The organism is Frankia sp. AgB1.9 (genome assembly GCF_016786355.1).
In the GTDB taxonomy this organism is placed as follows: domain Bacteria; phylum Actinomycetota; class Actinomycetes; order Frankiales; family Frankiaceae; genus Pseudofrankia.
In genome coordinates, this window is record NZ_JADWYX010000002.1 from 37,280 (window position 1) to 62,644 (window position 25,365).

Genomic DNA, 25,365 nt, shown 5'->3' on the forward strand with positions numbered 1-25,365 from the left:
TTTCTGAGGAGTCCTTGGCGATGTTGTTACAGGGGTCGCGTTACGTCGGCGGAACGTCATTGGGCGCCGCCGAGGGCTGGAGCGTCGAGCGGGTCACCGCGCCGAGCCGGCTCTTCGGCGCCAACGGCCTGCGGACCGGGCCGGACGGCCGGATCTACGTGGCGCAGGTGACCGGCAGCCAGGTCACCGCACTGGACGTCGACACCCTGGCGCTGGAGGTCATCAGTGCGAAGGGCGGCGAGATCATCGCCCCGGATGATCTCGCGTTCGGCCTGGGCGGCGAGATGTACGCGACCGAGGTCATGGACGGCCGGGTCAGCGCGAAGAGCCCCGACGGACGCACCCGGGTGCTGCGCGACGACGTACCGAGCGCCAACGGCATCACCGTCTACCAGGACCGGCTGTTCATCAACGAGTGCCGGCCCGGCGGCCGGCTCATGGAACTGGACCCGGGCGGCGGCGCGCCCCGCCTGCTGGCCGAGGACCTGCCGATGCCCAACGCCATGGAGGTCGGCCCGGACGGGCTGCTCTACTACCCGCTGCTGGGCACCAACGACATCTGGCGGATCGACCCGGAGGGCGGGACGCCCGAGCGGGTCACCGGCGACCTCGGCGTCCCCAACTCGGTGAAGTTCGACGCCGAGGGCTTCATCGTCTCCACCCAGGTCGCCTCCGGGCAGGTGCTGCGGATCAACCCGCGCACCGGCGAGAAGACGACGCTCGCCCAGCTCACCCCGGGCCTGGACAACTGCACGTTCGTCGGCGACCGGCTGTTCGTCTCCAGCTTCACCGGCGAGATCACCGAGATCGTCGCGCCGGGCGAGACCCGCACGACGCTGCCCGGCGGCCTGAACTGGCCGCTGGGCCTGACCGCCGGCCCGGACGGGAACCTGTACGTCGCCGACGGCACCTACCTCTACGTCCTGCGCCCAGGCGGGAGGCTCGAGACCCTGGGCATGATCTTCTCGCCGGGCTTCCCTGGCTTCCTGCGCGGCTTGGCCGCCGCCGGCGACGGCGAGTTCGTCGTGACCACCGCGGTCGGCACGGTCGCCCGCTACCGGCCGGCGGCGCAGGAGAGCGAGGTGCTCGCCGCCGACCTCGACCAGCTCGCCGGGCTTGCCATCGCCCCCGACGGCTCGGTGGTGGCCGCCGAGGACGGCACCGGCCGGGTGCTGGCGATCCGCCCCGGCAAGGGCGTCGAGCCGCTGGCCACCGGGCTGAGCAGGCCCAGCGGGGTGGCGTTCGGGCCGAACGGCGACTGCCTGGTCGCCGAAGCCGGCGCCGGTCGGGTCGTCTCGCTCGGCCCTACCGGCGTCGACACGGTCGTGGACGGCCTGGTCGACCCGCAGGGCATCCTCGTGCGCGGCCAGCAGCTCTACGTCGTCGACCCGGGCACCAGGACGGTCACCCGCGTCGACCTGGTCAGCAGGGCCCGCCAGGTGATCGCCCGCGACCTGCCGCTCGGCGCCCCGCCCGGGGTGGTGCCCAAGCCGCTCAAGGGCCTGCCACCGTTCTCCGGGCCGCAGGGCCCGTTCGCCGGGATCGCCGCCGGCCCCGACGGCACGCTCTACGTCTCCGGCGACGCCGAGGGCAGCGTGCTCGCGCTGCGTCAGGAGGCCTGATCCCCATGGGCAACGATCTGCTCGGGATGGCCGGCCGGGTGGTCATCGTCTCGGGCGCGGCCGGCGGCGGCATCGGCACGTCGGTGGTGCGGCTGGTGGCCAGCGCGGGCGCGACCGTGATCGCGGTGAGCCGGTCACCGGAGAAGCTCGACCTGCACGTCGCCCCACTGGCCAAGGAGGGGCTGCCGGTCATCCCGGTCGCCGCCGACGCCGAGACCGACGAGGGAATCGCGTTGGCCCTGGCGGAGGCCCAGCGGGCCGACGGCGACCTGTACGGGCTGGTCAACGTCGCCGGCGGCGCCGACCCGGCGACCTGGATGCCGTCGACCCGGGTGACCAGGGACGACTGGCGCGGGCTGTTCGCCTGGAACCTGGAGACGATGTTCTTCATGAGCCAGGCGGTCGCGACGGCGCTGAAGTCACGCGGCCTGCCCGGCTCGATCGTCTCGGTCTCCTCGATCAGCGGAATGAACACGGCGCCGTTCCACATCGCCTACGGGACGGCGAAGGCGGCCCTGGTCGCCGCGACCCGCACGATGGCGCTGGAGCTCGCGGCCGACGGCATCCGGGTGAACGCCGTCGCGCCCGGTGTCACGGCGACGCCCGCGTCACTCGCCTATGTGGAGGCCGACCCGGAACGCGACCAGCGGGCCATCGCGATGGGCCGGCGCGGCACCCCCGAGGAACAGGCCGGCCCGATCCTCTTCCTGCTCTCCGCGTTGTCGACGTACATCACGGGCCAGACCATCCTCACCGACGGCGGCCTGAACCTGCGCTGGACCCACCTGGGCCCGGACAACACGTCCCTGTTCCTCAAGGACGAGGAATTCCGCGCGGCCCTCACGCGATAGCCGTGCCCTCATGCGACAGTTCGGCCGGCCACCATTCGGAGATTGTCATGACTGAGACCGTGCAGAACCTCCAGGAGACGCCGACCCCGCCCGAGCCGTTGTCGGCCCCGATGACGATCGACCCGGCGGCCTACCTCTCGCCGGACTACGCCAGGGCCGAACGGGACCGGCTGTGGGCGAAGGTGTGGCAGCAGGTCGACCGGGTCGAGGAGATCCCGAACGTCGGCGACTTCCTCACCTACGACATTCTCGACGACTCGTTCATCGTCATCCGGACCGCGCCCGACACGATCCGCGCGTACTACAACGTCTGTTCCCACCGGGGCCGCCGGCTGGTCGACACCCCACCGGGGAAACGCGACGCCCGGGGTCGGCGGCGCCAGTTCGTCTGCGGCTTCCACGGCTGGCGTTACGACCTGGACGGCGTCTGTACCTTCGCCGCCGAGCGGGAGGACTGGGGCTGCGCGCTGACCGACGACCTGATCAGCCTCAAGGAGGTCAGGGTCGACACCTGGGGCGGCTGGATCTTTCTCAACCTCGACCCGGACTGCGGCCCGCTGCGGGAGTACCTGGAACCGGCGGCGAGCCTGCTGGCGCCGTTCCAGCTGGAGAACCTGCGCTACCGGTGGCGAAAGTGGCTGGTCTTCGACTGCAACTGGAAGGTCGCGCTGGAGGCCTTCATGGAGACCTATCACGTCCCGTACACCCACCCGGAGTTCATGACGTTCGGCGGTTTCCTCGGCTGGGCCCGCTCGCAGGGCCGGCACAGCAACATCGGCTACGACGCCCCCAAGGGGATGGAGGAGAACCAGGCGAAGCTGCGGCTCGGCGCCGGCCCGGACGCCCGCCTGTCCACGGCCGAGCTGCAGAACTTCACCTGGGAGAACTCGAACACGAACACCACCTGGACGCTGGTCGAGGCCGCGCGCCGCCTCGTCGACGAGCTGCCGGAGGGAACGCCGTCCGACCAGGTGCTGCGGCACTGGCTGGACTCGGCCCGCGCTACCGACGAGGCGCGCGGCGTGGTCTGGCCGACCATCGAGCCCGCCGCCGTCGCGGCCAGCGGCACCGCGTGGCAGATCTTCCCGAACTTCCAGATCGGGCATGCTCCGAACAACATGCTCTGCTACAGCGCCCGGCCGTATGGCTATGACCCGGACAAATGCATCTTCGAGGCCGCCGTCTACGAGCTGTTCCCGCCCGGCGAGGAGCCCCGGACGCAATGGGAGTACACACCGGCCGATGACCCGGGCTGGCGCACGGTCCTGCCCCAGGACTTCGCCAACATGGCCGCGGTGCAGCAGGGCATGAAGTCACGCGGTTTCGCCGGGCCGAAACCCAACCCGTATCGCGAGCGCAGCGTCGTGAGCCTGCACCACAATCTCGCGAAGTACCTGGGCACCGGCGAGCCACGTGAGCTCGGCTGAGCTTTCCCTGGCGCGGCGGCCGCCCTCCAGGTGTCAGAAAGGAAATGACGAGACCATGCGCGAGTACCTGAAGTTCTACATCGACGGCGAGTGGACCGACCCGGCCGGGACGGCGACGTTCGAGGTCGTGAACCCGGCGACGGAGGAGGTCTGCGGCACCGTCGCGCTCGGCTCGGCGGCCGACGTGGACCGGGCGGTCGCGGCCGCCCGCAAGGCGTTCCCCGGCTGGGCGGCGAGCAGCCGGGAGGACCGGCTGGCCCTGCTCCAGCGGATCCTGGACGAGTACCAGAAGCGCGCGGGCGATCTCGCCGCGGCGCTGACCGAGGAGATGGGCGCGCCGGCCGCGCTCGCGGGCGGCTTCCAGGTAGGCCTGGGCGCCGGGCACCTGACCACGGCGATCGAGCTGCTGCGGACCTTCGTCTTCGAGGAGCAGCGCGGCGCCACCCTCGTGGTCCGCGAGCCGATCGGCGTCTGCGGCCTGATCACGCCGTGGAACTGGCCGATGAACCAGATCGCAGTCAAGGTCTTCCCCGCGCTCGCGACCGGCTGCACCGTGGTGCTCAAGCCGTCTGAGCGCTCGCCGTTCACCGGGCAGATCCTCGCCGAGGTCCTGCACGCCGCAGGCGTTCCGGCCGGGGTGTTCAACCTGGTCCAGGGCGACGGCCCCAGCGTGGGCGTTCCGCTGTCCGCGCACCCGGGCGTCGACATGGTCTCCTTCACCGGCTCGACCCGCGCCGGCATCGAGATCGCCCGCAACGCCGCGCCGACCGTCAAGCGGGTCACCCAGGAGCTGGGCGGCAAGGGGCCCAACATCATCCTCGATGACGCGGACTTCGCCGCGAACGTGGCCAAGGGCGTCGGCAGCATGATGGGCAACTCCGGCCAGACCTGCAGCGCCCCGTCCCGGATGCTGGTGCCCGGCGAGCGGATGGCCGAGGCGATCGAGGCCGCGCGCGCCGCCGCCGCGCAGATCACGGTCGGTGACCCGAAGGGCGAGGTCGTCATCGGCCCGGTCGTCGCCGCCAGCCAGTTCGACAAGATCCAGGCGCTCATCAAGCGCGGCATCGACGAGGGCGCGACGCTCGTCGCCGGCGGGCCCGGTCGCCCGGATGGCCTGACCAAGGGCTTCTACGTGCGGCCGACCGTGTTCGCGGACGTCAAGAACGACATGACGATCGCCCGCGAGGAGATCTTCGGCCCGGTGCTGACGATCATCGGCTACGACAGCGTCGAGGACGCCATCGAGATCGCCAACGACACCGAGTACGGCCTCGCCGGCTACGTCGCCGGCGCGGACCTCGACGCCTGCCGTGCCGTCGCCCGCCAAATCCGGGCCGGCTGGGTCGGGATCAACGACGGGTTCGACTTCCAGTGCCCGTTCGGCGGCTACAAGCAGAGCGGCAACGGCCGCGAGTGGGGCGAGTTCGGCTTCCAGGAGTACCTGGAGACCAAGGGCATCCTCGGGTACGCCGGGGCGGGTTCGTGACCGAACGCAGGTTCGACGGCCGGGTGGCCGTGGTCACCGGCGGCGGCCGGGGCCTCGGGCGGGAGTACGCACTGCTGCTGGCCTCGAAGGGCGCCCAGGTAGTGGTCAACGACCTGGGCGCCGCCATCAGCGGCGACGGCGCCGACGCGGCTCCGGCCGACCAGGTCGTCGCCGAGATCACGGCGCTGGGCGGCCAGGCGGTCGCCTGCGCCGCGTCCGTGGCGACCCCGGCCGGCGCCGAGGCGATCATCGGCACGGCGCTCGACACCTTCGGCCGCGTCGACGTCCTCGTGCACAACGCCGGCAACACCCGGCGCGTGGCGCTGAACGAGATCTCCGAGGAGGACTTCCGGGCCGTGGTGGACGTGCACCTGCTCGGCGGTTTCCACGTCGTGCGGGCGGCGTTCCCCCGGATGGCCGCGGCCGGCTACGGGCGGATCGTGCTGACGTCGTCGATCGGCGGGCTCTACGGCAACCACAACGTCGTCGGCTACAGCGCGGCCAAGGCGGGCCTGATCGGGCTCAGCAACGTCGTCGCCCTGGAGGGCGCGGACCGGGGCGTGCGCAGCAACGTCATCGTCCCCGCCGCCGTGACCCGCCTCGCCGTCGGCCATGACACGTCCCGGTTCCCTCCGATGGAGCCCGGTCTGGTCGCTCCGGTCGTCGGCTGGCTGGCGCACGAGTCCTGCTCCGTCACCGGGGAGATCTACGTGGCGCTGGCCGGCCGGGTGGCCAGGGCGTTCATCGCCGAGACCGAGGGCGTGTACCAGCCGTCGTGGACTATCGACGAGGTCGGCGCCCGGATCGACGCCATCCGCGACCCCACCAGCCAGTGGGCGCTGGCGCCGGTCCCGTCCGGCTTCGTCGAGCACCTGGACCGCAGCTTCGCCATGGCCAGGCAGGGCGCGGCCTCGGCCCAGTAGGTCGATCCAGCACGCCGATCCAGCAGGCCGGCACGGCAGGTCGGCGCGTCTGGAGTCCTGGACTCCCGGCACGAACCTCGCGGGAAGGTGTTGTGTGGACAAGGTGAACGACACGGCCGGCCGTCAGGGCTTCCCCCACACGATCGCGACGGTGCTGGAGACCGCGCTCGCCGCGCGCCCGGCCGCCCCAGCGATCGAGGCCGCCTCGGGCGTCTGGAGCTACGCGGAGCTCGACGAACAGGCGCGCCGCGCCGCCGGCGCGCTGTGGTCGCTCGGGGTGCGCCCCGGCGACCGGGTAGCGGCCTGTCTGCCCAACGACCTCGACATCGTCGCCGCCTTCCACGGCGCGCAGCGGATCGGGGCCGTCTGGGCGGGCATCGGCGAGGCGCTCGCGGCCGGCGAGCAGCAGGAGCTGTTCGACCTGTGCGCCCCGACGGTCGCGCTGGCCGGGCCGCGCTGCCAGCTGACGGTGCCGGGCCGCGTCGACGCCGACCAGTGGGCCGCGCTGCTCGCCCGCGCCGAGACCGCGCCGCGGGTGGCGACGGACGTCGACGCGCCGGCCGGGATCGCGTTCACCAGCGGCACGTCGGGACGCCCGAAGGCGGTCGTCCACAGCCAGCGGAACCTGCTCCTGCCGGGCGCCGTCCTCGTCGCCACCCGCGGCTGGGGGCCCGACCTGCGCAAGGGCGACAGCTTCCCCCTGACGATCCTGAACCTGATGGTGCTCTCGACCCTGCTCACCGCGCAGGCCGGCGGCTGCGCCGTCGTGATGAACCGGCGCGACGTCGACGGCGTCGCCGAGTGGATCTCCACGCGGCGGGTGACGGTCTGGAACGGCGCCCCCGCTCAGCTGCACGACCTGGCCGGCCGCCCCCACCTCGACCTCGGCTCGCTGACCGAGGTGTGGAGCGGCGGCGGCGACACCTCGGACACGCTGCGCCGGGCCTTCGCGGAAGCGCACGGGCTCGTTCCCCGCGCGACCTACGGCCTCACCGAGGCGCCGACGGTGGTGTCGATCGACCCGCCCGGCGACGAGTGGCGCCCGGGCAGCAGCGGGCGCGTGCTGCCGCAGTACGACGTGGCGGCCTACGACGACGCGGGGCGGCGCCTGCCGGCCGGCGAGACCGGCGAGCTGCGCCTGCGCGGCGTGACCCGCGGTGTCTGGACCGGAGCATGGCGGCCACTGCTGGGCTACTGGGACGACGGCGCCGTGCGGGCACCCGAGCCCGGTCCGGTCCCGACCGGCGACGTCGGCACCGCCGACGCCGACGGGTGGCTACGCGTCCTGGACCGCAAGAAGCTGGTGATCATCCGCGGCGGGGCGAACGTCTACCCGCTGGAGGTGGAGCGGGTCATCGGCGGCCACCCGGGAGTCGCCCGGGTCGCCGTCTGCGGCGTACCCGACGACCGGCTCGGCCAGCGGGTGGCAGCCGTGATCGAGCGCGCCGGGCCGCCGCTCGACCTCGCCGAGCTAGACGCCCTGTGCCGCCGCGACCTCGCGGGCTACAAGGTGCCCGAGGTCTGGTCCGTCGTCGACACCCTCCCCGTGAACGCGATGGGCAAGGTCTCCCGCATCGGCCTCACCGACCTCGTCGAACGCCACCAACTCCCGAAGCCCTGATCAACGGCGCCAGCCCGGCGGAGTGATCGCCGTTTTCCCGCCATGATCGCCGTTTGAGCCCTGGGGTGGTCGTGGAAACGCTCGCACTACGACCACCCCAGAGCCAAAACAGCGATCAAGGGCACGCGAGAGCGCCGGAGGCAGGCCGCCGGCACAGGCGATCGCAGGTTTCAGATCAGCCAGGGCCTGCCGAATAAGCTCGTCGGAGGCACCACCCCTGCGGCCGGGACGTTCTCCGGCCAAGTCGGGCATCCGACGCGCGGTGAGGCGGTCGTCTCCTGCGCCGGCCGCCCGTCGCTCGGGCATGATGCTCAGGTGCTGAGCGTGCCTCGTAGCTGGTCGGAGCTGACCCCTGGCTGGATGACGGCGGCGCTCGCCGACGTGTGTCCCGGCGCCCTCGTCGAGGCGGTCGAGGTCGATGACGTCGCGGACGGGACGAACAGCCGGGCCCGGGTTCGGCTGCGCTACGCGTCCGGCGCCGGCCCCGAGCGGGTGTTCGTCAAGCGGGAGGGCCGGATGTTCAACCGGCTGGCGCTGACTGCCCTCGGCGCCCGAGAGGCCGAGTCCCGTCTCGTGGCCTCGGGGCTGGCGTTGCCGCTCGAACATCCCGCCTTCTACGCCGCCGCGGTCGACCGGCGCCGGCTGGCGGCGGTGACGGTGATGGAGGACGTGACGCTGCGCGGTGCCCGGCCGAACGATGCGACCGTGGCCCTGGACGTCGATCAGGTGCGTACCGGTCTGCTCGGCCTGGCCAGGATGCATGCCGCGTACTGGGGCGGGCCGCTGCCAGACCAGCTGGCGTTCGTGCGTCCGTGGCAGGTCGGGCGGGTCTGGGCGCCGGTGTCGTGGACCAGCCTGGCCCGGGCGCTGCGCCTGCTGCGGACCGGCGGGCACGGCCGGCTGATCCCGCCGGGCGTGGACGCGGGTGTGGTCGAGCGCGGTTTCCGCGGCTGGGCCACGATCGCCGCCAAACACCCGCGGACGCTGCTGCACGGTGACCCGCACCTGGCGAACACCTACGCCCTGCCGTCGGGCGTCACCGGCTTCTACGACTGGCAGCTGATCCGAACCGGCAACTGGTCCCACGATGTCGGCTATTTCCTGGTCTCCAGCCTCAGCACCGCCGACCGGCGCGACCACGAGCGGGACCTGCTCGCCGACTACCTGACGGAACTCGCGGGCCAGGGCGCGCCCGCCCCGGACTTCGCCGAAGCCTGGGCGCTCTATCGCCAGACGCCGGTGTTCGGCCTCGGCACCTGGCTGCACACCCTGTCCGGCGGGGGCTTCCAGCCGCTCGACGTGTGCCTGGCCGTTGTCGAACGCTTCGCCACCGCACACGCCGACCACACCCGGACCTGGTCACCTCCGCCCCCGCCCCAACGCCGTCCGGCCGGTACCCCGCTGACGACCGAACACGACGAGCCCACCCCGACCGGCACACCGAACCACTAGTCCTCCGCGTGGCAGAGGTCCGGCCGCAGGCGTGATCGCTGGTTTGGCCCTCTGGTGGTCGTGAATCGGGCCTGGTCGCAACCAGTTCAGGGCTGAAACCGCGATCATGCCCGCGCGCGGCGCGAGGCCGGCGTCGTGACGGGGGCGCGGGCCGTCGGGAGGAACGACGGAGGGCGGCCGCCAGACCGGCGACCGCCCTCCGAACGTTTGGGCCTACAAGATCAGGAGGTGACGGACTTCCCGGCGAGGGTGGCGCCGCAGATCGGGGTGGCGCCGTCGACCGGGTGGAACGTGCTGCCCCGGAACTGGGTGACCCAGATGCAGTTGTCGACGCCGTTCACGATGTTCTCGCGGTCGTTCGGGTCGAGCTTGTGGGTGCCGTACAGGCCCATTCCGGTGAAGTCGTGAATCTTGGCGAGCGAGGCGATCAGGGACGCCGAGGTCGGCTTGGCGCCCGCGCCGCGCAGTCCTTCGACCAGCATGCCGACGGTCAGGTAGCCGTTGTACATCCCGAAGGTCGGGGCCCCGGTCATGCCGGTGCCTGCGAGGTCGGAGACGAACTGCTTGGTCGCGGCCGTCTGCATCTCGACCGGCTCCGCGGACGAGACGAAGAAGACGTTCTGCGCCGCCGCGGTCGCGCCCGGGCCCGCCGCGAGCAGGTCGCCGCCATAACCGGTCGCCAGCAGCGCCGCCTTGAGGTTCACGCCCTGCTGGCGCAGCCCGGTGATGATGGCGAACGCGGTATCCGACGTGACCGTGCCGACGAACCCGTCGATGCCGGCGTTCTTCATCGCCAGCACGACCGGGCCGACGTCCGTGGTCCCGAGGGGCAGCGTCGCGTTCAGGTAGCCGACCTTGACGCCGGCGGCCTCCGCCGAGATCGCGTCCGCCTTGGCCACGTTGGTCGAGGCCGGGAAGCCGACGTAGCCGACGATGCCCAGGCTGGTGACGCCCTCCTTCTTGAAGAACTCGCCCTGCGTCGCCGCGACCTTGTCCGTGTGCAGCGCGCCGACCACCGAGAACATGTTCTTCGCGGTGATCCACTCCGGACCGTCCTCGGCGATGCCGATGACGGGGACGTTGTGGGCGGTGAGGTAGTTCGACGCCAAGAACGTGAGGCTGGAGTTGGCGAGTACCGCGTCGACGTGGTCCTGCGTGACGAACTTCTGCGCGACGGACAGCGCCGTGGTCGGGTTGGTGGCCGTATCACCGAGGACGTACTTGATGTCGTAGCCCTCGCGGCTGGCGTAACGGATGCCCGCCTTCATCCCGTCGAGGCTGGTCTTGTTCACCGACGACGCCGGGCCGGTCATGTCAGTTAAGATCCCGACCTTGACGGTTTCCTTGGCCGTCTGGCCCGCGCTCGCGCTCGCGTTCACGCTCGGCTTCGACGAGCCGCCGCAGGCCGCGGTCAGGGCGAGCGCGGCGGCGGTGAGCACCGCGGCCCGGCCGATCGATCTGCGCCTGTCGTGCATTCTTTCTCCTCATCTTGGAACTGTTGACGCGCGGTGAGGCGAGCCTCGGGCCTCAGGTCAGGCCGGGCTGAGCACGACTACCGGGATCTTCCGGGTGGTGCGGCTCTGGTAGAGGTCGTAGTTCGGCCAGGCGTCGGTGACGACCTTCCAGAGACGCGGTTTCTCGTCGTCGGAGGCGGTCCGGGCGACGACCTGGAGATGTTGCGCCCTGACCTGGATCTCGACGGCGGTATTCGCCGAGAGGTTGAGGTACCAGTCGGGGTCGCGCGGGGAGCCGCCGGTCGAGGCGACGACGAGGTAGTCGTCCCCGTCGCGGGCGAAGATGAGCGCCGTGGTGCGCCGCGCCCCGGTGCGCCGGCCGACGGTGGTCAGCAGCAGCGTCGGGACGCCGTTCCACAGGTAGCCGACCTCGCCGTCGGTGTCCTGATAGGCGTAGATGTGGTCCTTTCCCAGCAGCGTCAGGTCTGCCTTGACGTAGTTGTCCTCGGCCATGGGAGCTCCTTTCTCGGGCCGGTCAGCCGAAAAGGACGGGAATGGCGGTCGCGCCCCGCTCGTACATGCCGACGAAGTGCGGCTGCTCGGCGTCGGGGTCCAGGCGCAGGTTCGGCAGCCGGTCCAGCAGCGCGCCGATGCCGATCCGTATCTCGGCGCGGGCGACGTGCATGCCGAGACAGATGTGCGGGCCACCGCCGAAGGCGAAGGACGGCCTGAGCTGCCGGTGGATGTCATACGTGTCGGCGTCGCCCCAGCGGGCCGGGTCGCGGTTGGCGGCCGCCAGGCAGATGTGCAGGACCGAGCCCTCGGGAATGTGGGTGCCGTGGAAGTCGATGTCGCGCGTGGCGTAGCGGGCGAACATCGGGTCGGTGGGCATCCAGCGCAGCGACTCCTCGATCGCCGGTCGCAGCAGCGCCCGGTCCTCGCGTACCGCGGCCAGCACCTCGGGCCGCTGCAGCAGGGCGGTCAGCGTGATGCCCATCTGCTTCCAGGTCGTGCCCGAGCCCGCGATCAGCAGCAGCAGCGAGAACGAGAACACCTCCGCGTCGGAAAGCCGGTGGCGCGTCCCGTCCTCATCGGTGATCTCCGCCTGGACCAGCACGCTGATGAGGTCGTCGCGCGGTTCCTCGCGGCGCGCGGCGACGATCGGCCGGAGAATCTCGATGATCTTCGCGGGCTGGCCGATCGAGGCCCGGATGTCCAACGCCTGCTCGACGGGAACCCCGAAGCTGCTGGTGATCGTCAGTACCGGGATCGCCGCGCAGAAGTCGACGTTGAGCTCGGCGCGGCCGTCGGCCAGGAAACCGTCGATCAGCAGGTGGACGGTCCGTTCGATCCAGTTGTGGATCCACCATTCCGCCCTGTTCGGCACGAACGACGGCTGGACCAGGGCCCGGTATCGGCGGTGCTCGGCGCCCCCCATCGACAGCATGCTGTTCAGGGCACCGGAGGCGCCGCTGTTCAGGTCGACCGGGTCCGGTGAGGACGCGAACACCTCGGGATTGCGGTAGGCCGCGTCGCAGGCCGCCCAGCTGAACACGGAGAAGTGCCGCCGGTCGGGAAAGGGCAGGCCGGCGAAGAGCAGGTCCTCGCTCACGCCGGTGAGCTCGTGGACGGTGCCCTCGTGGACCGGCCCGGTCTCGCGCAGCCGGTGCCACGCGGGATACGGGTCGGTCTCGTAGCTGCCTCCCGTGCGCGCGAGGTAGGAGCCGCGCAGGTCGAACAGGCTGCGCAGCCGGGCGCGGTCGAGGATGGCCATTTCGGTCATGTGCTTTGACTCGTTCCTACGTTTGGCGTCTTGGCTGGCTAGCGCGCCACATAGCCACCGTCGACGGGCAGGAGAACTCCGGTGATGTTCGCGGCCCGGTCCGAGGCGAGGAACGCCGCGGCGTGGGCGCAGTCCTCGGCGGTGATGGGCCGGCCGAGCGGATGGTTCGCGCCTGTCTGGGCCGCGATTTTCTCGAGCTGCTCCGGGTCGGTCATGGACAGCCCGCCCGCGGCCATGAAGCCGGTGAAGGGCATGCCGGCCGGGCAGATCGCGTTCGCCCGGATGCCGAACGGCGCGCCCTCGATGGCGACGGCGCGGGTCAGCTGGTGGACCGCGCCCTTGGTCGCTCCGTACACGGAGCCACCCCAGGCGACGAGGCCGGCGACCGAACCGGTGTTGACGATCGCCCCGCCGCCGCCCTGCGCCTTGAACTGCAGGACGGCGTGTTTGCAGCCGTAGAACACTCCCCCGAAGTTCACGCCGACGAGGCGCTGGAAATCCTCGGCCGTGTGGTCCTCGAGCTTGGCGCCCAGCCGCGGCGTCGGGATGCCGACGTTGTTGAACAGGACGTCGAGCCGGCCGAACGCCTCGACGGTCGCCGCGATCATCGCGACGACGTCCTGTTCCCTGGAGACGTCGCAGGTGAGCGCGATCGCCGTGCCGCCGGCCTCCTCGATGAGGTGCGCGGCCTCCTTGGCGTCGTCGGCCCGGATGTCCGCGCACACGACGCGGGCACCCTCCGCCGCGAAGACCAGCGCGGAAGTGCGGCCGACCCCGGACCCGGCTCCGGTGACGATCGCGTTCTTGCCGGCGAGCAGCTTTCCTTCCGTTGCCATACGGCTCACGCTCCCGATCTGCCGCCGGCGGACAACGCCAGCGCGCTTGTTGGGCAGGCCTCGACCGCGGTACGCACGGACGCCAGGTCCGCGGCGGTGGGCTCGGCGACGAGAACGGCCTTGGCGTCGTCGTCGTGGGTGAAGAAGTCCGGCGCGTAGACGAGACAGAGCCCGCTGCCGATGCACAGGTCCCGGTCGACGGTGACCGGCGGAGCGGCCGCCGCGGAATCCCCCATGTCAGGCTCCGGCGAGGACGGGCGGAACGGCCGGGGTGAAGCGGTAGAGGCGTTCGGCGTTGCCGCGCAGCAGCTTGTACTGGGTCTCCTCGGGCAGGTGGCTGATGATGGCCTTGACGGTCTGGATGCAGTTGGGCCAGGTCGAGTCGGAATGCGGGTAGTCGGTCTCGCACATGATGTTGTCCTCGCCGATCTCGGCGAGGCTGGCGATGCCGTGGTGGTCCTCGATGAAGCAGCCGAAGACGTGGTCGCGGAACGTGGCGCGGATGTCGAGGGTCTCCAGATCGGCGCCGGTGATGCCCTTGTGGTCACCGAACGTCGCGCCGCGCTGGACCCAGTAGCGCTGCTTGTCCAGGACCTGCTCGGCGCGCTCCAGGTAGTACGGCATCCAGCCGACCTCGCCCTCCGACAGGGCGATCTTCAGGTTCGGGTAGCGCTGGAACAGGCCGGAGAACAGCCACGACAGCATCGTTCCCGAGGTGCGCATCGCCCCCCAGGTCAGGTTCGCCATGAACGGCGTGTTCGACGCGATCTTCGGGACCTGCGAGGACGAACCGACATGCATCGAGACGACCATCTCCAGGTCGTTCGCCGCCGCCATCACCGGCTCCCAGTAACCCGACGGGTCATGAATCGTCGGCAGGCCCAACGGCTCCGGGTTCTCGGAGAACGCGAAACTCGTCGCGCCCTTCGCCGCGCAGCGCTCCAGCTCGGCGACGGCGAGCTTCGGGTCCCACAGCGGGATCAGCACCAGCGGGATGTACCGGCCCGGCGCGGCGGCGCACCACTCGTCGAGCATCCAGTCGTTGTAGATCTTCAGGCAGACCAGGCCGAAGTCACGGTCGGAGGCCTCGTAGAACAGCTGGCCGCAGAACCGGGGCAGCGTCGGGAAGCACAGCGACGCCAGCACGCCGGCCCGGTCCATGTCCTTGACCCGCTCGGCGGCGTCATAGCAGCCCGGGCGCATCTCGCTGTACGCGAGCGGCTCCGGGGAGAACTCCTCCTTCGACTTGCCCGCCACGGCGGACAGCCCCGAGGAGGGGAACTTCTTGCCGTCATAGACCCAGAAGTCCATGCCCTTGTCGTCGAGCTCCATGTGGGGGGCGCGGTCGCGGTCCTTGGCGGGAACCCGGTCGAGCCAGACGTTCGGCGGCTCCAGCACGTGGTCATCCACCGAGATGAGCCAGTCGAGGTTCAGCTCCGAGGTCATTTCTCCTCCTCTTTCTTCGTCGCTGCCGGGTTGAGGCGGAAAGCTCTAGCGCAGCTCACCGATCGCGATGTGCTTGACCTCCTGGAAGGCGCGCACCCCGTCGGGCCCGCGCTCACGGCCGAGACCGCTCTGCTTGTAGCCACCGCTGGGCGCGTAGGCGCTGAACACCGCCGTGTTGACGTTCACCGCCCCGGTGCGCAGCCGGCGCGCCACCGCCGTCGCCGCGGCCACGTCGGCGCCGTAGACCTGGCCGGACAGGCCGTACTCGCTGTCGTTGGCGATACGGACCGCGTCGTCGAGGTCGCGGTAGCCGAGCACCGCCAGCACCGGGCCGAAGATCTCCTCCTGCGCGGCGGGATTCCCGTTGTCCGGCACGTCCAGGACGGTCGGCTCGACGTAATAGCCGCGGTCCAGCCCGGCCGGCCGGCCACCGCCGACGGCAACCGTCCCGCCGTTCTTCTCGGCGGCGGCGATGAGGCGTTCGCAGCGGTCGCGCGCGGCGGCGTTGATGACCGGCCCCATCAGGGCGGACGGGTCGCTGGGCGGCCCGACCTTGAGCGCGCCGTAGGCGCGGCTGACCGCGGCGACGACCTCGTCCTTGCGGTCGGCCGGCACGACCATCCGGGTCGCGGCGACGCAGGCCTGGCCGGCGGTCATCGCCACGACCTGCATCGCGCCGGCGGTCACCTTCTCGACGGCATCGGGCAGGTAGATCTGCGCCGACTTGCCGCCCAGCTCCAGGGCCACCCGCTTCACGGTCGGCGCGGCCTGGGCGAGGATGCGTCGGCCGACGGCGGTGGAGCCGGTGAACGACACCATGTCGACCGCCGGATGGGTCGTCAGCAGCTCCGCGCCGGCGGCTCCCTCCTCGATGACGACCGACAGGACGCCCGGCGGAAGGCCGGCGGCCTCGGCCGCGGCGCCGAATGCTAGCGAGGAGATCGGCGTCAGCGGGCTCGGCCGCAGGATCACCGAGTTCCCAGCCATCAGCGCCGGGATCACCTTCTGGAACGCCATGATGATCGCCCCGTTGTACGGAGTGATCGCCGAGACCACGCCGACCGGCTCGTGGCGCCGGACGCTGAGCGCCAGCCGGCCGCGTACCAGCTCGTCGACCGGCACGGGGCTGGCTTCCTCGTGCCGCATCGAGAGATACAGCGCGATCGTGTCCCGGCCGAGCCCGAGCCCGGACGCCAGCTGCGCCCGCTCGGCGAACGCGACCGGCTGGCCGGCCTCGGCGACCATCGTGGCGACCAGGGCCGGCCCGTTCGCGGCGAGATGGTCGAGGAAGACCCCCAGGATCTTCGCCCGGTCGGCCGCCGGCAGGTCCGCCCAGACGCCCGCGTCGAAGCTGCGCCTGGCCTCGACGATGGCCCGCTCGACCTCGGCGAGCGGCGTCGTTCCCACCTCGGCGACCGTCGTCTCGTCGGCCGGGTTCTCCACCCCGAACGCGCCGTCGCCGTCTACCCAGGTACCCGCGACGTAGGACCGTCGCTCCGTGATGATCGCCGGCACGCCCGGCCTCCTCGCTGTTCGTCGGTTCCCGTCCCGGCCGCGCGAGCCCGCGGCGCGTCGACCGGGCTAGAAGGGGTTGGCGCTGTAGACGACGGCGCCGCCGTAGTGCGGCGACGAGTGGCAGGCGACGCCGACGGTCGCCTTCGCGCGCTGGCGGTCACCGGCGCGGCCGGACAGCTGCAGGTAGCACTCGAGCATCTGCGGGACGCCGTGCATCCGGCCGTTGCCGAGCGCGCCACCACCCGACAGGGCGGGCAGGCCGTCCGGGGAGTCGGCGTCGAGACCGCCGGCGGCGGCGAGGCGGTGCGCCTCCCCGACCGGGCACAGGCCCAGCACCTCAAGCCAGAAGTAGACGAAGGGCGAGAAGCCGTCGTAGACCTGCGGCAGGTCGACCTCCGCGGGTTTGACCCCGGACCGTTCCCACAAACGGCGGGCGAGGCCCGACCCGGCGTCCATGATGTCGTCGAGCGGCCAGTGCAGCGGCAGCCGCCGCCGCGGCGGCAGGCCCGCGGCGGAGCCGGACACGTACACGGGCGCGTTCGGCAGGTCCGCGGCACGCTCGGCCGAGGTGAGGACGAACGTCGCCACCCCGTCGACGGGGATGTCGCAGTCGAGCCGGCAGATCGGGTCGGCGAGCAGCGGCGCCGCCAGGTACTCCTCGGCGCTCAGCGGCCGCCCGCTCCAGTAGGACCAGGGCAGCCGCGCGCCGTTCTTGCGGGCCTCGACCAGCACGGCTGCCATCGACTCCCGGCTCGCCCCGTAGCGCTGGAGGTACTCGTTGTACGGCAGGGCGATCATCTGCAGCGGCCCGAAGAAGCCCTGCGGGGCGGTCCACTGCTGCCCGCCCGAGGCCTCGGTCATCGGGTTGGCGTGGTAGCTGCCGACCGGGTTGTGCAGCGCCCGGTGCAGCAGGACGTAGTCGGCGGCGCCGCTGGCCACCGCGTTGACCGCCAGGCCCACGGCGCCGGTGAGGGCTCCGACGCCGTCGAAACCGGCCGTGTAGCCGGCGTCGGCGCCGAGGTGCGCGGCCATCCACTGCGACGACACGATCGACGTCCCGTCGGTGACGGCGTGCGCGCCCGAGGTGGGGAACAGCGATGCGGTGACGAAGCCGTCGACGTCGCCGACGGTCAGGCCCGCGTCGGCGATCGCCTGGCGGGCGGTGTCGACCGCGAGGGCACCCAGCGGCTGGGCCGCGTGCCGCTGGACCCGGCTGTGGGCGTAGCCGACGATCGCGACCTGGTTGCTCGCCGGCGAACGGCCGTTCATCGCGCACCGGCCAGCCGGAAGGCGGGGACCGAGACCCCGTCGGCCACGTCCTCGAAGACGACCGTGACCTCGTCGCCGATCCGGAGCGGCACGTCGACGCCGTCGAGAAGCCGCCCGATCAGTCGTAGGTCGACCTGGTCGGCGAGCTCGACGTCGACCAGCAGGAACGGAACCTCGAAGCCCGGGAGGAACGACTGGCGGACGACCGTCCACGACCGGACCTGACCCTGCCCGCTCACCGGCTCGAAGCGGAATCCCGGGTCGGTGCTGCCGCACAGCGGGCAGACCGCCTCGGGCGGATGGGTGAAGCGGCCGCACCGGGCGCAGCGGGCGAGCGTCAGCTGATGGCTGGCCGCCGCGGCCCAGAACGGCTCCGACTGGGAGTCCGGCGCGGGAACCGGCCGGCGCGCCGACGAGGCCCCGGCCGTCGTCGGCGCGGTCACGGGATCACCCCGGCGTCCTTGAGCTGGGCGATGCCCTCCCAGGTGCGGCCCAGCTCCAGCAGCACCTCCTCGGTGTGCTCGCCGTGCTCCGGCGCCCGGCGCAGTGGCGGTGGCTGTTCGTCGAACTGCACCGGCACGGTCGGCAGCCGGTAGCTCGGCCCGTCCTCGACGGCGACCTCGCCCAGATAGTCGTTGGCGATCACCTGGGGGTCCGTGAGCAGCTCCTCGACGGCCTGCACGGGTGCCCACGGGGCGTCGATCCCGGCCAGCAGGGCCTTCCACTCGTCGTAGGTGCGGGCGGCGAACTCCGCGTCCAGCTCGGCGACGCAGGCGTCCCGGTGGGCGTTGCGGGTCTTTAGGTCGGCGAACCGGGGGTCGGCCGCGAGGTCGTCGCGACCGACCAGCTGGCAGAAGGCCTTCCAGTACCGGTCGGCCTCCAGGAAGACCAGCTGGATGTGCCGGCCGTCCTTCGTCCGGTAGGTCCCGACCAGCGGGTTCGGCCCACCGCCGCGACCCTCGACCGGCCGCGGCTGACCACCGCCCAGCGCGGAGAGCAGGTCCGACGACAGCGTCCACATGGCCGTCGCCAGCAGCGAGACGTCCACGACCGACCCGGAGCCGGTGCGTTCGCGGCGCAGCAGCGCGGTGACGACGCCAAACGCCAGCGCCATCGCCCCGTTCCGGTCGCCCATCGCGCCGCGCTGGCTGATCGGGTAGTCCCGCTCCGGCGGGCTGAGCACATGGGCGACGCCGCCGCGCGCGAAGAACGCCGACGAGTCGTACCCGGGAAGATCTGCGTCCGGGCCGCGGGCGCCGTAACCGTGGCCCCGGGCGTACACGAGCCGGGGGAACCGCTCGCGCAGCGCCGCCGCGTCGAGGCCGAGCCGGGTGAGCGCCCCGGGCCGGAAGTTGGTCAGGAACACGTCCGCGGTCGCGAGCAGCTCGTCGAGCACGGCGCGGCCCTGCTCGTTGCGCAGGTCGACGGCGATCGAGCGCTTGCCCCGGTTGGCCAGCGCGATCGACAGGTTCACCCCGCCGCTGTCGGTCCCGATGCCCTGGGTGGCCAGACCCCGGTACGGGTCACCCTCCAGTCGCTCGACGCGGACGACGTCGGCGCCCCAGTCGGCCAGCAACGCCCCGGCGACCGGCACGAACACCCACTGCGCCAACTCGACGACGCGGACGCCGTCGAGGGCGCCTAAGTCCGCGGGCTGGTCCATGGTCGGGCTCCTCTCGGTCGCCGACCCCAGCAGCTCGCGGAGGTGGCCGGGGTCACTGTAGAACGTGACTCTCGTGTCTGTGAAGACCTAATTCTTCCGAAGACGAGAGCTTGACGTCAGTCTCGAATGTTGCGAGCATCCAGCCGCCGCGTCGAGGACCCGGGATACCTGTGACCACGAACCTCGGAAGGAATCCGCCGTGGAGTCAGCCGCACAGACCCAAGCCAGCCCGACCGGCCAGGCAGCCTCTTCGGGCGGTCAGCCGCAGGACGTCAACCCGAGCATCGGGGCCAGGGTTCGCCAGCTGGCCGCCACGCGGCCACAGGCCGTCGCGTTATGGTCGGTCGCCCTCGACGGCGGCGAGTCGTCGTTCACCTGGGCGGTGCTGCACCAGCGGTCCAGTCAGGTCGCGGCCGCCCTGGCCGCGCGCGGCGTCGGACGCGGGGACCGCGTCGGGCTCGGGCTGCGCAACTCCCCGCAGTTCGTGATCGCCGCGTTCGCGGTCTGGAAGCTCGGCGCGGTGCCGGTCCCGGTCCGCTGGGATGTCCCCGACTGGGAGCTGGCCCGCGTCCTGGAGGTGATCGCGCCCCGGGTTCACCTGGGCGCGGACGACCTCGGCTGGATCGACGCCACCGAGAACGACGAGGTCCCCGACCTGCCCGACGTCACCGCGCCGCATCTGCAGGGCATCTGCTCGTCCGGCTCGACCGGGCTGCCGAAGGTGATCGTGAACGAGCGGCCGGCCGTCTACGACGCCCGGGCGTCCGCGCCGATGATCGCCGCGTGGCGGGAGGTGTCACGGCCGCAGCGCATTCTCGTGCCGGCCCCGATGTACCACGCGAACGGGTTCACGACGCTCTACAACCTGCTTGCAGGCGACATCCTGGTGCTGCTGACCAAGTTCGACGCGGCCCGCGCCGCGGACGCGATCGAACGGCACCGGATCACCCATTTCACCGCCGCTCCGACCATGCTGCAGCGCATCGCCGACCTTCCCGGCGTCGACGACCGGGACTTCGGCAGCGTCGAATGGATCATCCAGGGCGCGGCGCCGATGCCACCGTCGCTGGTCCACCGGTGGGCGAGCCTGATCGGCCCGGAGAAGATCTTCATGATCTACGGTATGACCGAGGGGCTCGGCTACAGCGCCCTGTTCGGCGACGAGTGGATGAGCCATCAGGGCAGCGTCGGACGGGGGTTCCGCGGCACGGAGGTCCGGATCCTCGACGCGGCGGGCCAGGAGCTGCCGACCGGCCAGATCGGCGACGTCTACCTGCGGATGCCGCGGTTCGACGGTTACCACTACCTCGGCACCGCGCCCCGGCTGCCCACGACCGAGGACGGGTTCGTGACCGCGGGCGACATGGGTCACCTCGACGCGGACGGGTATCTCTTCCTCGCCGACCGGCGGGTAGACATGATCATCACGGGCGGCGCGAACGTCTTCCCCGCCGAGGTCGAGGCCGCCCTGATCGACCATCCCGCCGTCGCGGACGTCGTGGTGATCGGCCTGCGCGACGACGCCTGGGGCCGGCGGGTCCATGCCCTGGTCGAACCCGCCGACCCGGCGAACCCACCGACCACCGCCGAGATCATCGGCTACGCCAAGAGCAGGCTCGCCGCCTACAAGGTGCCCAAGACCGTCGAGCTGGTCGACCGCATCCCCCGCAGCGAGGCCACCAAGATCAGCCGCGGTGCCCTCGTCGCGGCCCGCGGCGGCTGACCTGTGGCCTGGACGGACCGCGCGGCGGACTGGTCCCCTTCGGTACAGCGCTCCCGTGGTCGCACCATCGCGCAGGCCACGGGCATCGTCGAGGCAGCCCGTCGGCTCCTGCGCGACAAGGGCCGGGACTTCACCACCCAGGAGCTCGCCCGCGAGGCGGGGGTCGCGCTCCAGACCTTCTACCGGCACTTTCCCAGCAAGGACCACCTGCTGGCCGCCGTCATCGAGGAGGAGATCGCCGAGAAGGCCGAGCGGATGGCCGCGGCGGCGCGCGACCTGCCCGACCCGGTCGCGCGGCTGCGGTCCTATGTCGAGACCACGCTGGCCAGCATCCAGAACGACGCCACCGGTGAGACCGATCCGGCGGGCCTGCTGGGCCCCCGGTTCGTCACCGCCGAGCACTGGCGGCTACGGCAACGCCTGCCCGAGGACATGGACCGCGCCATCCAGCCCATGATCGACCTGATCGGTCGCGAGGTGGCGGCGGCCCGGGCCGCCGGGCTGCTGCGCCCGACCGGCGCCGACCGGGACGCCTCGCTCGTGACCATGTTGCTGATGACCGTGTTCCACCACTACGCCTACGCCCCGCTCGGCGAGCGACCCGACGGGATCGTCGAGCACGTCTGGGACTTCTGCCTGACCGGGCTCGGCGGCGGCGGCAGCCAGGCGGGCGATCAGCCGACGGAGGACCGCAATGTCGGACAGACCCCAGGAAGGTGAGGACGAGATGTACGAATCCGATTCCCCGGCGGCGGCACCTCGGTTACGCGCCGGTCTCTCGTCAGCGGGCGCGGCCACCCGGTCGGGCGCCGTCCTATGATCACGGCGTCGCCCCGGGTACCCGGCACCCTGCAGGAGATGCTGTCCCCCGCGTGGCTGGCCGAGGCGCTCGGCCCCCAGTTCCCCGGGATCCAGATCCAGGCCGTCACGACCGGCCCCGTCGTCAGCCGCGTGGCGACGAATCTGCGTTTCCACGTCGACGGCCAGACCCCGGACCTGGACTCCTCCTCGTTGGCGCTGTGCCTCAAGGGGATGTTCAACGAGTCCGGGACGCTGCTCGCCGGCACCGGAACGCACGAGGCCTTCTTCTACCGCGACCTGGCCGCCGCCACCGGCGTGCGCACGCTGCACGCCGTGTACGCCGGCGTCGACCCTGAGCGCCGCACCGGGCTGATCATCACGGACGACGTCGTCGCCGAGGGCGCCGTCTTCCTCGACGCCCTCACCCCGTACACGCCCGACCAGGCAGCCGAGAGCCTCGCCGAGCTGGCCCGGCTGCACGCGGCGACGTGGCGCGCCCCCGGCCTCGCCGAGGTCGACTGGCTGGCGCCCAGGATGACCAGCCACCTTGGGCACCGCGGCTTCCCCGAGATCAACGGCAACTTCACCGGCCCGATCGGCGCCGGCGTGCCGGACGAGGTCCGCGACGCCGCGCGGCTCGTCGAGGCCTACAGACGGCTCGCGGCCGCGGTCGAGGTCGCCGAGCCCTGGTGTGTCATCCACGGCGACCCGCACGTCGGCAACCTCTACCTCGACGCGGCCGGCCGGCCGTCGTTCCTCGACTGGCAGCTCGTGCAGCGCGGGCCCTGGTACGTCGACGTCGGCTACCACCTGGCCTCCGCGCTGTCGGTCGCCGACCGCCGCAGCCACGAAGGGGACCTCCTTCGCCACTACCTGGCGCAGCTGCGCGCGGGCGGCGTCGACGTGCCCTCGTTCGACGACGCCCAGGCTGGCATCCGCCGTGGCGTCGTCGCCGGCTTCTTCCTCTGGGGCATCACCCTCAAGGTCAACCCGGCGATCACGACGGAGCTGCTGACCAGGATCGGCACCGCCGTCGCCGACTGGGACTCCCTGACGCTCACCCTCGCCGACCCGGACTGACCACGACGCCGACGGCCCGGCCCGCGAGCCACGCCCCGCTCTCAGATGCGGCTCGCGGGCGGGTCGTCATCCGGTCCCGGTCCAGGACGAGGGGCAGGAAGATCGTGTCGACGATCTCGACCAGCGCCTGGTCGGGTGCGGCTGTTCCGGCACCGCTCCCCGGCGTCCTCGTCCGTCGTCGGCTTCCTGCTCGGCCCCATCAGGGCGGCCCCCACCGTCGACCCGGTCAAGGCGGAGTCCGCGGTCCCGGTCTAGGCGCGCGTCGCTGTCCTGGAAATGACGCTGTCGGTGAGGAATCACCAAGCGCGGCATACTGGCACGAGAAGGGACTATCGCGGCTCCGTGAGACGGAGGGCTCGTCATGGCGGACGTCGCGGGGGCGGAGCCGCTCCAGGACGGCGACCCGAAACAGGTCGGCCCTTACCCGCTGTCCGGTCGCCTCGGAGTCGGCGGGATGGGCAGCGTCTACCTCGGCCACACGACCGAGGGCCGCCCCGTGGCGATCAAGGTCATTCGCCAGGAGTTCGCCGAGAACCCCGACTTCCGTCGCCGTTTCCTGCGGGAGGTCCGGGCCGCCCGGCGGGTCGCCAGGTTCTGCACCGCCGAGGTGCTCGACGTCGACGTCGAGGGCCCGGAGCCCTACCTGGTCACCGAGTACGTCGAGGGGCCGACGCTGGGCGCGCGGGTGCGACAGGACGGGCCCCTGCCACCGGCCGAGCTCGAACGCCTGGCCGCGGCGGTCGCGAACGCGCTGACGGCCATCCACGCGGCGCACGTGGTCCACCGCGACCTCAAGCCCGCCAACATCCTGCTGTCGCCGTCCGGGGCCCGGGTCATCGACTTCGGGATCGCCCACGCGCTGGAGTCCACGACTCTGCACACCCGCGGCGGGATCGTCGGGACTCCCGCGTACATGGCGCCGGAACAGGCGCTGGGCCTCGACCTGACCCCGGCCGCGGACGTGTACGCGTGGGGCGGGGTGTTGCTCTACGCCGCGAGCGGCCGTTCCCCGTTCGGCGAGGCCGCAACACCGGTGCTGCTGCACCGGGTGGTCCACGACGAGCCGGACTTCAGCTGCCTGGACGGCGGTCTGCTGGCGTTGGTGCGGCGGGCCATGAGCAAGGAGCCGGCCGCCCGGCCGAGCGCCCATGAGCTGCTGCTGACGCTCGCGGCCGGCTCGGACGTCGACGTCAGTGCCTCCCAGCCAGTCATGGCCGCCGCCCTCGCGACCGGCGCCGCAACTCCCGCCGTTCCAGCCGTTCCAGCCGCGCCGACCGAGCCGACCCCGTGGACCACCGCTCAACCCGAGCCGCTCCACGTTGACACCGGCCAGTCCGGCGCCGGCCACCCACCGACCCCGGACCCAGCCTGGCCCATCGTGGACCTGCCGCGCCCGCGGCACCGGGCGTTGCTGGCCGGTGTGGCCGTCGCCGTGGTCCTCCTGCTGGTCGGCGTGTTCGTCTCGCTCTACCTGCTCAGCTCACACGGCGACGGCAATCCAACCGGACTGGCGAGGCAGCACAGCTCCACGCCAGCCGTGGCCGGCCCGACCGGCAGGCCGGAGCCCGGCGGCCACGCGGGCGCCGGATCGAACCCATTGGACGGGACGGCCGGGGCCGCGACCACTCCGCCAGCGCAGCCACGGTCCTGGCTGGTGTTCAAGCGCTTCGCGGGCGACAGCTCGATCAACGACAGCCCGATCGTCGTCGTCTCCCCCGACGGGACCGAACGGCAGCTCGGCACCGGCGACGCGCCGTCCGTGGCCGCCGACGGGCGCGTCGCCTACGCGGGGGTCGGCGGTCAGATCGTCACCGTCCGGCCCGACGGCACCGACGCGCGCCAGCTCGCGACCAGCGGCGACAGCTCGGCCGAGTACCCGGCCTGGTCCCCGGACGGCACGCAGATCGCCTACTTCCGCAACACCGGCGGGCTCTACCTGATGCAGGCCGACGGCACCGGAGCGCGGCGGGTCGCCGGCGTGCACGGGCTGGAGACCTCCTGGTCGCCTGACGGGCGCGAGATCGTGTTCCGCGACCCGGACTCGCAGACCCTGAAGATCGTCTCGACGGCCGACGGCTCGGTGCGCACCCTCACCGGCGCTCCGCACGACGGCGCGATCCCGGTCGAGCCGTCCTGGTCGCCGGACGGGAAGACGATCGTGTTCGGGTCGGACGACGGCGGGATCTACGCGATCGCGCCGGACGGCACCGGGCTCCATCAGGTGGCCGGGGCGGGCTCCTGGCATCCGACCTGGTCCCCCGACGGCCGGGTGGTGTTCGTCCGGGACACGTCCGCGCGCACATCCTTCTCGACCACCGGGCGGGTCGAGTCCATGAAGCTGGACGGCTCCGACGTCAGACCGGTCGGCTCGGCCACCGCCAGCGGTCCCGTCCATTGGGCCCGCGGCTGACGG

At 72.0% G+C, this 25,365-nt stretch carries 21 protein-coding genes; 11 read left to right on the forward strand and 10 right to left on the reverse strand.

Features of this window, described 5'->3' with window-relative positions:
• Window positions 1–20 precede the first annotated feature (20 nt).
• The 7 genes from I6A60_RS01030 to I6A60_RS01060 all read left to right on the forward strand — a co-directional run bounded on the left by I6A60_RS01030 (window position 21) and on the right by I6A60_RS01060 (window position 9,382).
• Window positions 21–1,622, forward strand: coding sequence for an SMP-30/gluconolactonase/LRE family protein (locus I6A60_RS01030; protein WP_203016395.1), 1,602 nt, complete (start codon window positions 21–23; stop codon window positions 1,620–1,622).
• Window positions 1,623–1,627: 5 nt separating this feature from the next.
• Window positions 1,628–2,473 carry an SDR family NAD(P)-dependent oxidoreductase gene (locus tag I6A60_RS01035; RefSeq protein ID WP_203016397.1) on the forward strand — a complete coding sequence of 282 codons (846 nt, stop codon included), beginning with the start codon at window positions 1,628–1,630 and terminating at the stop codon, window positions 2,471–2,473.
• 47 nt (window positions 2,474–2,520) lie between these two features.
• On the forward strand, window positions 2,521–3,900 hold the full coding sequence (locus I6A60_RS01040; protein WP_203016399.1) for an SRPBCC family protein: 1,380 nt from the start codon (window positions 2,521–2,523) through the stop codon (window positions 3,898–3,900).
• Window positions 3,901–3,955: 55 nt separating this feature from the next.
• Window positions 3,956–5,386 carry an aldehyde dehydrogenase family protein gene (locus I6A60_RS01045; RefSeq protein ID WP_203016401.1) on the forward strand — a complete coding sequence of 477 codons (1,431 nt, stop codon included), beginning with the start codon at window positions 3,956–3,958 and terminating at the stop codon, window positions 5,384–5,386.
• On the forward strand, window positions 5,383–6,309 hold the full coding sequence (locus I6A60_RS01050) for an SDR family NAD(P)-dependent oxidoreductase (RefSeq protein ID WP_203016410.1): 927 nt from the start codon (window positions 5,383–5,385) through the stop codon (window positions 6,307–6,309). The genes I6A60_RS01045 and I6A60_RS01050 overlap by 4 nt, the downstream gene beginning before the upstream one ends.
• 94 nt (window positions 6,310–6,403) lie before the next feature.
• On the forward strand, window positions 6,404–7,930 hold the full coding sequence (locus I6A60_RS01055; protein ID WP_307838643.1) for a class I adenylate-forming enzyme family protein: 1,527 nt from the start codon (window positions 6,404–6,406) through the stop codon (window positions 7,928–7,930).
• 315 nt (window positions 7,931–8,245) lie between these two features.
• Window positions 8,246–9,382, forward strand: a complete 1,137-nt coding sequence (locus tag I6A60_RS01060; protein ID WP_307838644.1) for a phosphotransferase — start codon at window positions 8,246–8,248, stop codon at window positions 9,380–9,382.
• Window positions 9,383–9,603: 221 nt separating this feature from the next.
• On the opposite strand, the gene I6A60_RS01065 is transcribed toward I6A60_RS01060, so the two are convergent.
• The 10 genes from I6A60_RS01065 to I6A60_RS01110 all read right to left on the reverse strand — a co-directional run bounded on the left by I6A60_RS01065 (window position 9,604) and on the right by I6A60_RS01110 (window position 19,348).
• Window positions 9,604–10,857 (reverse strand): ABC transporter substrate-binding protein, encoded by a 1,254-nt coding sequence (locus tag I6A60_RS01065; RefSeq protein WP_203016412.1) that lies wholly within the window; start codon window positions 10,855–10,857, stop codon window positions 9,604–9,606.
• A 57-nt stretch (window positions 10,858–10,914) separates the two neighbouring features.
• The gene (locus I6A60_RS01070) at window positions 10,915–11,349 is read right to left on the reverse strand and encodes a nitroreductase family deazaflavin-dependent oxidoreductase (RefSeq protein WP_203016414.1); all 435 of its coding nucleotides are present in this window, start codon (window positions 11,347–11,349) and stop codon (window positions 10,915–10,917) included.
• Between the two features lie 22 nt (window positions 11,350–11,371).
• The gene (locus I6A60_RS01075) at window positions 11,372–12,619 is read right to left on the reverse strand and encodes a cytochrome P450 (RefSeq protein WP_203016416.1); all 1,248 of its coding nucleotides are present in this window, start codon (window positions 12,617–12,619) and stop codon (window positions 11,372–11,374) included.
• A gap of 38 nt (window positions 12,620–12,657) precedes the next feature.
• The gene (locus I6A60_RS01080; RefSeq protein ID WP_203016418.1) at window positions 12,658–13,455 is read right to left on the reverse strand and encodes an SDR family NAD(P)-dependent oxidoreductase; all 798 of its coding nucleotides are present in this window, start codon (window positions 13,453–13,455) and stop codon (window positions 12,658–12,660) included.
• 5 nt (window positions 13,456–13,460) lie between these two features.
• Window positions 13,461–13,691 carry a ferredoxin gene (locus I6A60_RS01085; protein ID WP_203016419.1) on the reverse strand — a complete coding sequence of 77 codons (231 nt, stop codon included), beginning with the start codon at window positions 13,689–13,691 and terminating at the stop codon, window positions 13,461–13,463.
• A 1-nt stretch (window position 13,692) separates the two neighbouring features.
• Complete coding sequence (locus tag I6A60_RS01090) at window positions 13,693–14,901, reverse strand: amidohydrolase family protein (protein ID WP_203016421.1); 1,209 nt, start codon at window positions 14,899–14,901, stop codon at window positions 13,693–13,695.
• A 45-nt stretch (window positions 14,902–14,946) separates the two neighbouring features.
• The gene (locus I6A60_RS01095; protein ID WP_203016433.1) at window positions 14,947–16,416 is read right to left on the reverse strand and encodes an aldehyde dehydrogenase family protein; all 1,470 of its coding nucleotides are present in this window, start codon (window positions 16,414–16,416) and stop codon (window positions 14,947–14,949) included.
• Window positions 16,417–16,482: 66 nt separating this feature from the next.
• The gene (locus I6A60_RS01100) at window positions 16,483–17,685 is read right to left on the reverse strand and encodes a thiolase family protein (RefSeq protein WP_203016435.1); all 1,203 of its coding nucleotides are present in this window, start codon (window positions 17,683–17,685) and stop codon (window positions 16,483–16,485) included.
• Window positions 17,682–18,128: a Zn-ribbon domain-containing OB-fold protein gene (locus tag I6A60_RS01105; protein WP_203016444.1), complete on the reverse strand. Its 447-nt coding sequence runs from the start codon at window positions 18,126–18,128 to the stop codon at window positions 17,682–17,684. The genes I6A60_RS01100 and I6A60_RS01105 overlap by 4 nt, the downstream gene beginning before the upstream one ends.
• A complete protein-coding gene (locus I6A60_RS01110) occupies window positions 18,125–19,348 on the reverse strand; it encodes a CaiB/BaiF CoA-transferase family protein (RefSeq protein ID WP_203016445.1) in 1,224 nt (407 codons plus the stop codon). Before I6A60_RS01110 ends, I6A60_RS01105 begins: the two co-directional genes overlap by 4 nt.
• 199 nt (window positions 19,349–19,547) lie before the next feature.
• On the opposite strand from I6A60_RS01110, the gene I6A60_RS01115 reads away from it, so the two are divergent.
• The 4 genes from I6A60_RS01115 to I6A60_RS01130 all read left to right on the forward strand — a co-directional run bounded on the left by I6A60_RS01115 (window position 19,548) and on the right by I6A60_RS01130 (window position 25,362).
• A complete protein-coding gene (locus tag I6A60_RS01115; protein ID WP_374113378.1) occupies window positions 19,548–21,071 on the forward strand; it encodes a class I adenylate-forming enzyme family protein in 1,524 nt (507 codons plus the stop codon).
• A gap of 3 nt (window positions 21,072–21,074) precedes the next feature.
• Window positions 21,075–21,791, forward strand: coding sequence for a TetR/AcrR family transcriptional regulator (locus I6A60_RS01120; RefSeq protein WP_203016447.1), 717 nt, complete (start codon window positions 21,075–21,077; stop codon window positions 21,789–21,791).
• A gap of 96 nt (window positions 21,792–21,887) precedes the next feature.
• The gene (locus I6A60_RS01125) at window positions 21,888–22,952 is read left to right on the forward strand and encodes a phosphotransferase (protein WP_203016455.1); all 1,065 of its coding nucleotides are present in this window, start codon (window positions 21,888–21,890) and stop codon (window positions 22,950–22,952) included.
• A 361-nt stretch (window positions 22,953–23,313) separates the two neighbouring features.
• Entirely contained in the window at window positions 23,314–25,362 is a 2,049-nt protein-coding gene (locus I6A60_RS01130; protein WP_203016457.1) for a protein kinase, read from the forward strand.
• Window positions 25,363–25,365 lie beyond the last annotated feature (3 nt).

What these genes read in the sequence shown, in the direction of transcription:
- I6A60_RS01030 (WP_203016395.1), top strand. Translation starts at nt 21, where the DNA reads ATGTTGTTACAGGGGTCGCGTTACGTCGGCGGAACGTCATTGGGCGCC.
- I6A60_RS01035 (WP_203016397.1), top strand. Translation starts at nt 1,628, where the DNA reads ATGGGCAACGATCTGCTCGGGATGGCCGGCCGGGTGGTCATCGTCTCG.
- I6A60_RS01040 (WP_203016399.1), top strand. Translation starts at nt 2,521, where the DNA reads ATGACTGAGACCGTGCAGAACCTCCAGGAGACGCCGACCCCGCCCGAG.
- I6A60_RS01045 (WP_203016401.1), top strand. Translation starts at nt 3,956, where the DNA reads ATGCGCGAGTACCTGAAGTTCTACATCGACGGCGAGTGGACCGACCCG.
- I6A60_RS01065 (WP_203016412.1), bottom strand. Translation starts at nt 10,857, where the DNA reads ATGCACGACAGGCGCAGATCGATCGGCCGGGCCGCGGTGCTCACCGCC.
- I6A60_RS01070 (WP_203016414.1), bottom strand. Translation starts at nt 11,349, where the DNA reads ATGGCCGAGGACAACTACGTCAAGGCAGACCTGACGCTGCTGGGAAAG.
- I6A60_RS01075 (WP_203016416.1), bottom strand. Translation starts at nt 12,619, where the DNA reads ATGACCGAAATGGCCATCCTCGACCGCGCCCGGCTGCGCAGCCTGTTC.
- I6A60_RS01080 (WP_203016418.1), bottom strand. Translation starts at nt 13,455, where the DNA reads ATGGCAACGGAAGGAAAGCTGCTCGCCGGCAAGAACGCGATCGTCACC.
- I6A60_RS01085 (WP_203016419.1), bottom strand. Translation starts at nt 13,691, where the DNA reads ATGGGGGATTCCGCGGCGGCCGCTCCGCCGGTCACCGTCGACCGGGAC.
- I6A60_RS01090 (WP_203016421.1), bottom strand. Translation starts at nt 14,901, where the DNA reads ATGACCTCGGAGCTGAACCTCGACTGGCTCATCTCGGTGGATGACCAC.
- I6A60_RS01100 (WP_203016435.1), bottom strand. Translation starts at nt 17,685, where the DNA reads ATGAACGGCCGTTCGCCGGCGAGCAACCAGGTCGCGATCGTCGGCTAC.
- I6A60_RS01110 (WP_203016445.1), bottom strand. Translation starts at nt 19,348, where the DNA reads ATGGACCAGCCCGCGGACTTAGGCGCCCTCGACGGCGTCCGCGTCGTC.
- I6A60_RS01125 (WP_203016455.1), top strand. Translation starts at nt 21,888, where the DNA reads ATGATCACGGCGTCGCCCCGGGTACCCGGCACCCTGCAGGAGATGCTG.
- I6A60_RS01130 (WP_203016457.1), top strand. Translation starts at nt 23,314, where the DNA reads ATGGCGGACGTCGCGGGGGCGGAGCCGCTCCAGGACGGCGACCCGAAA.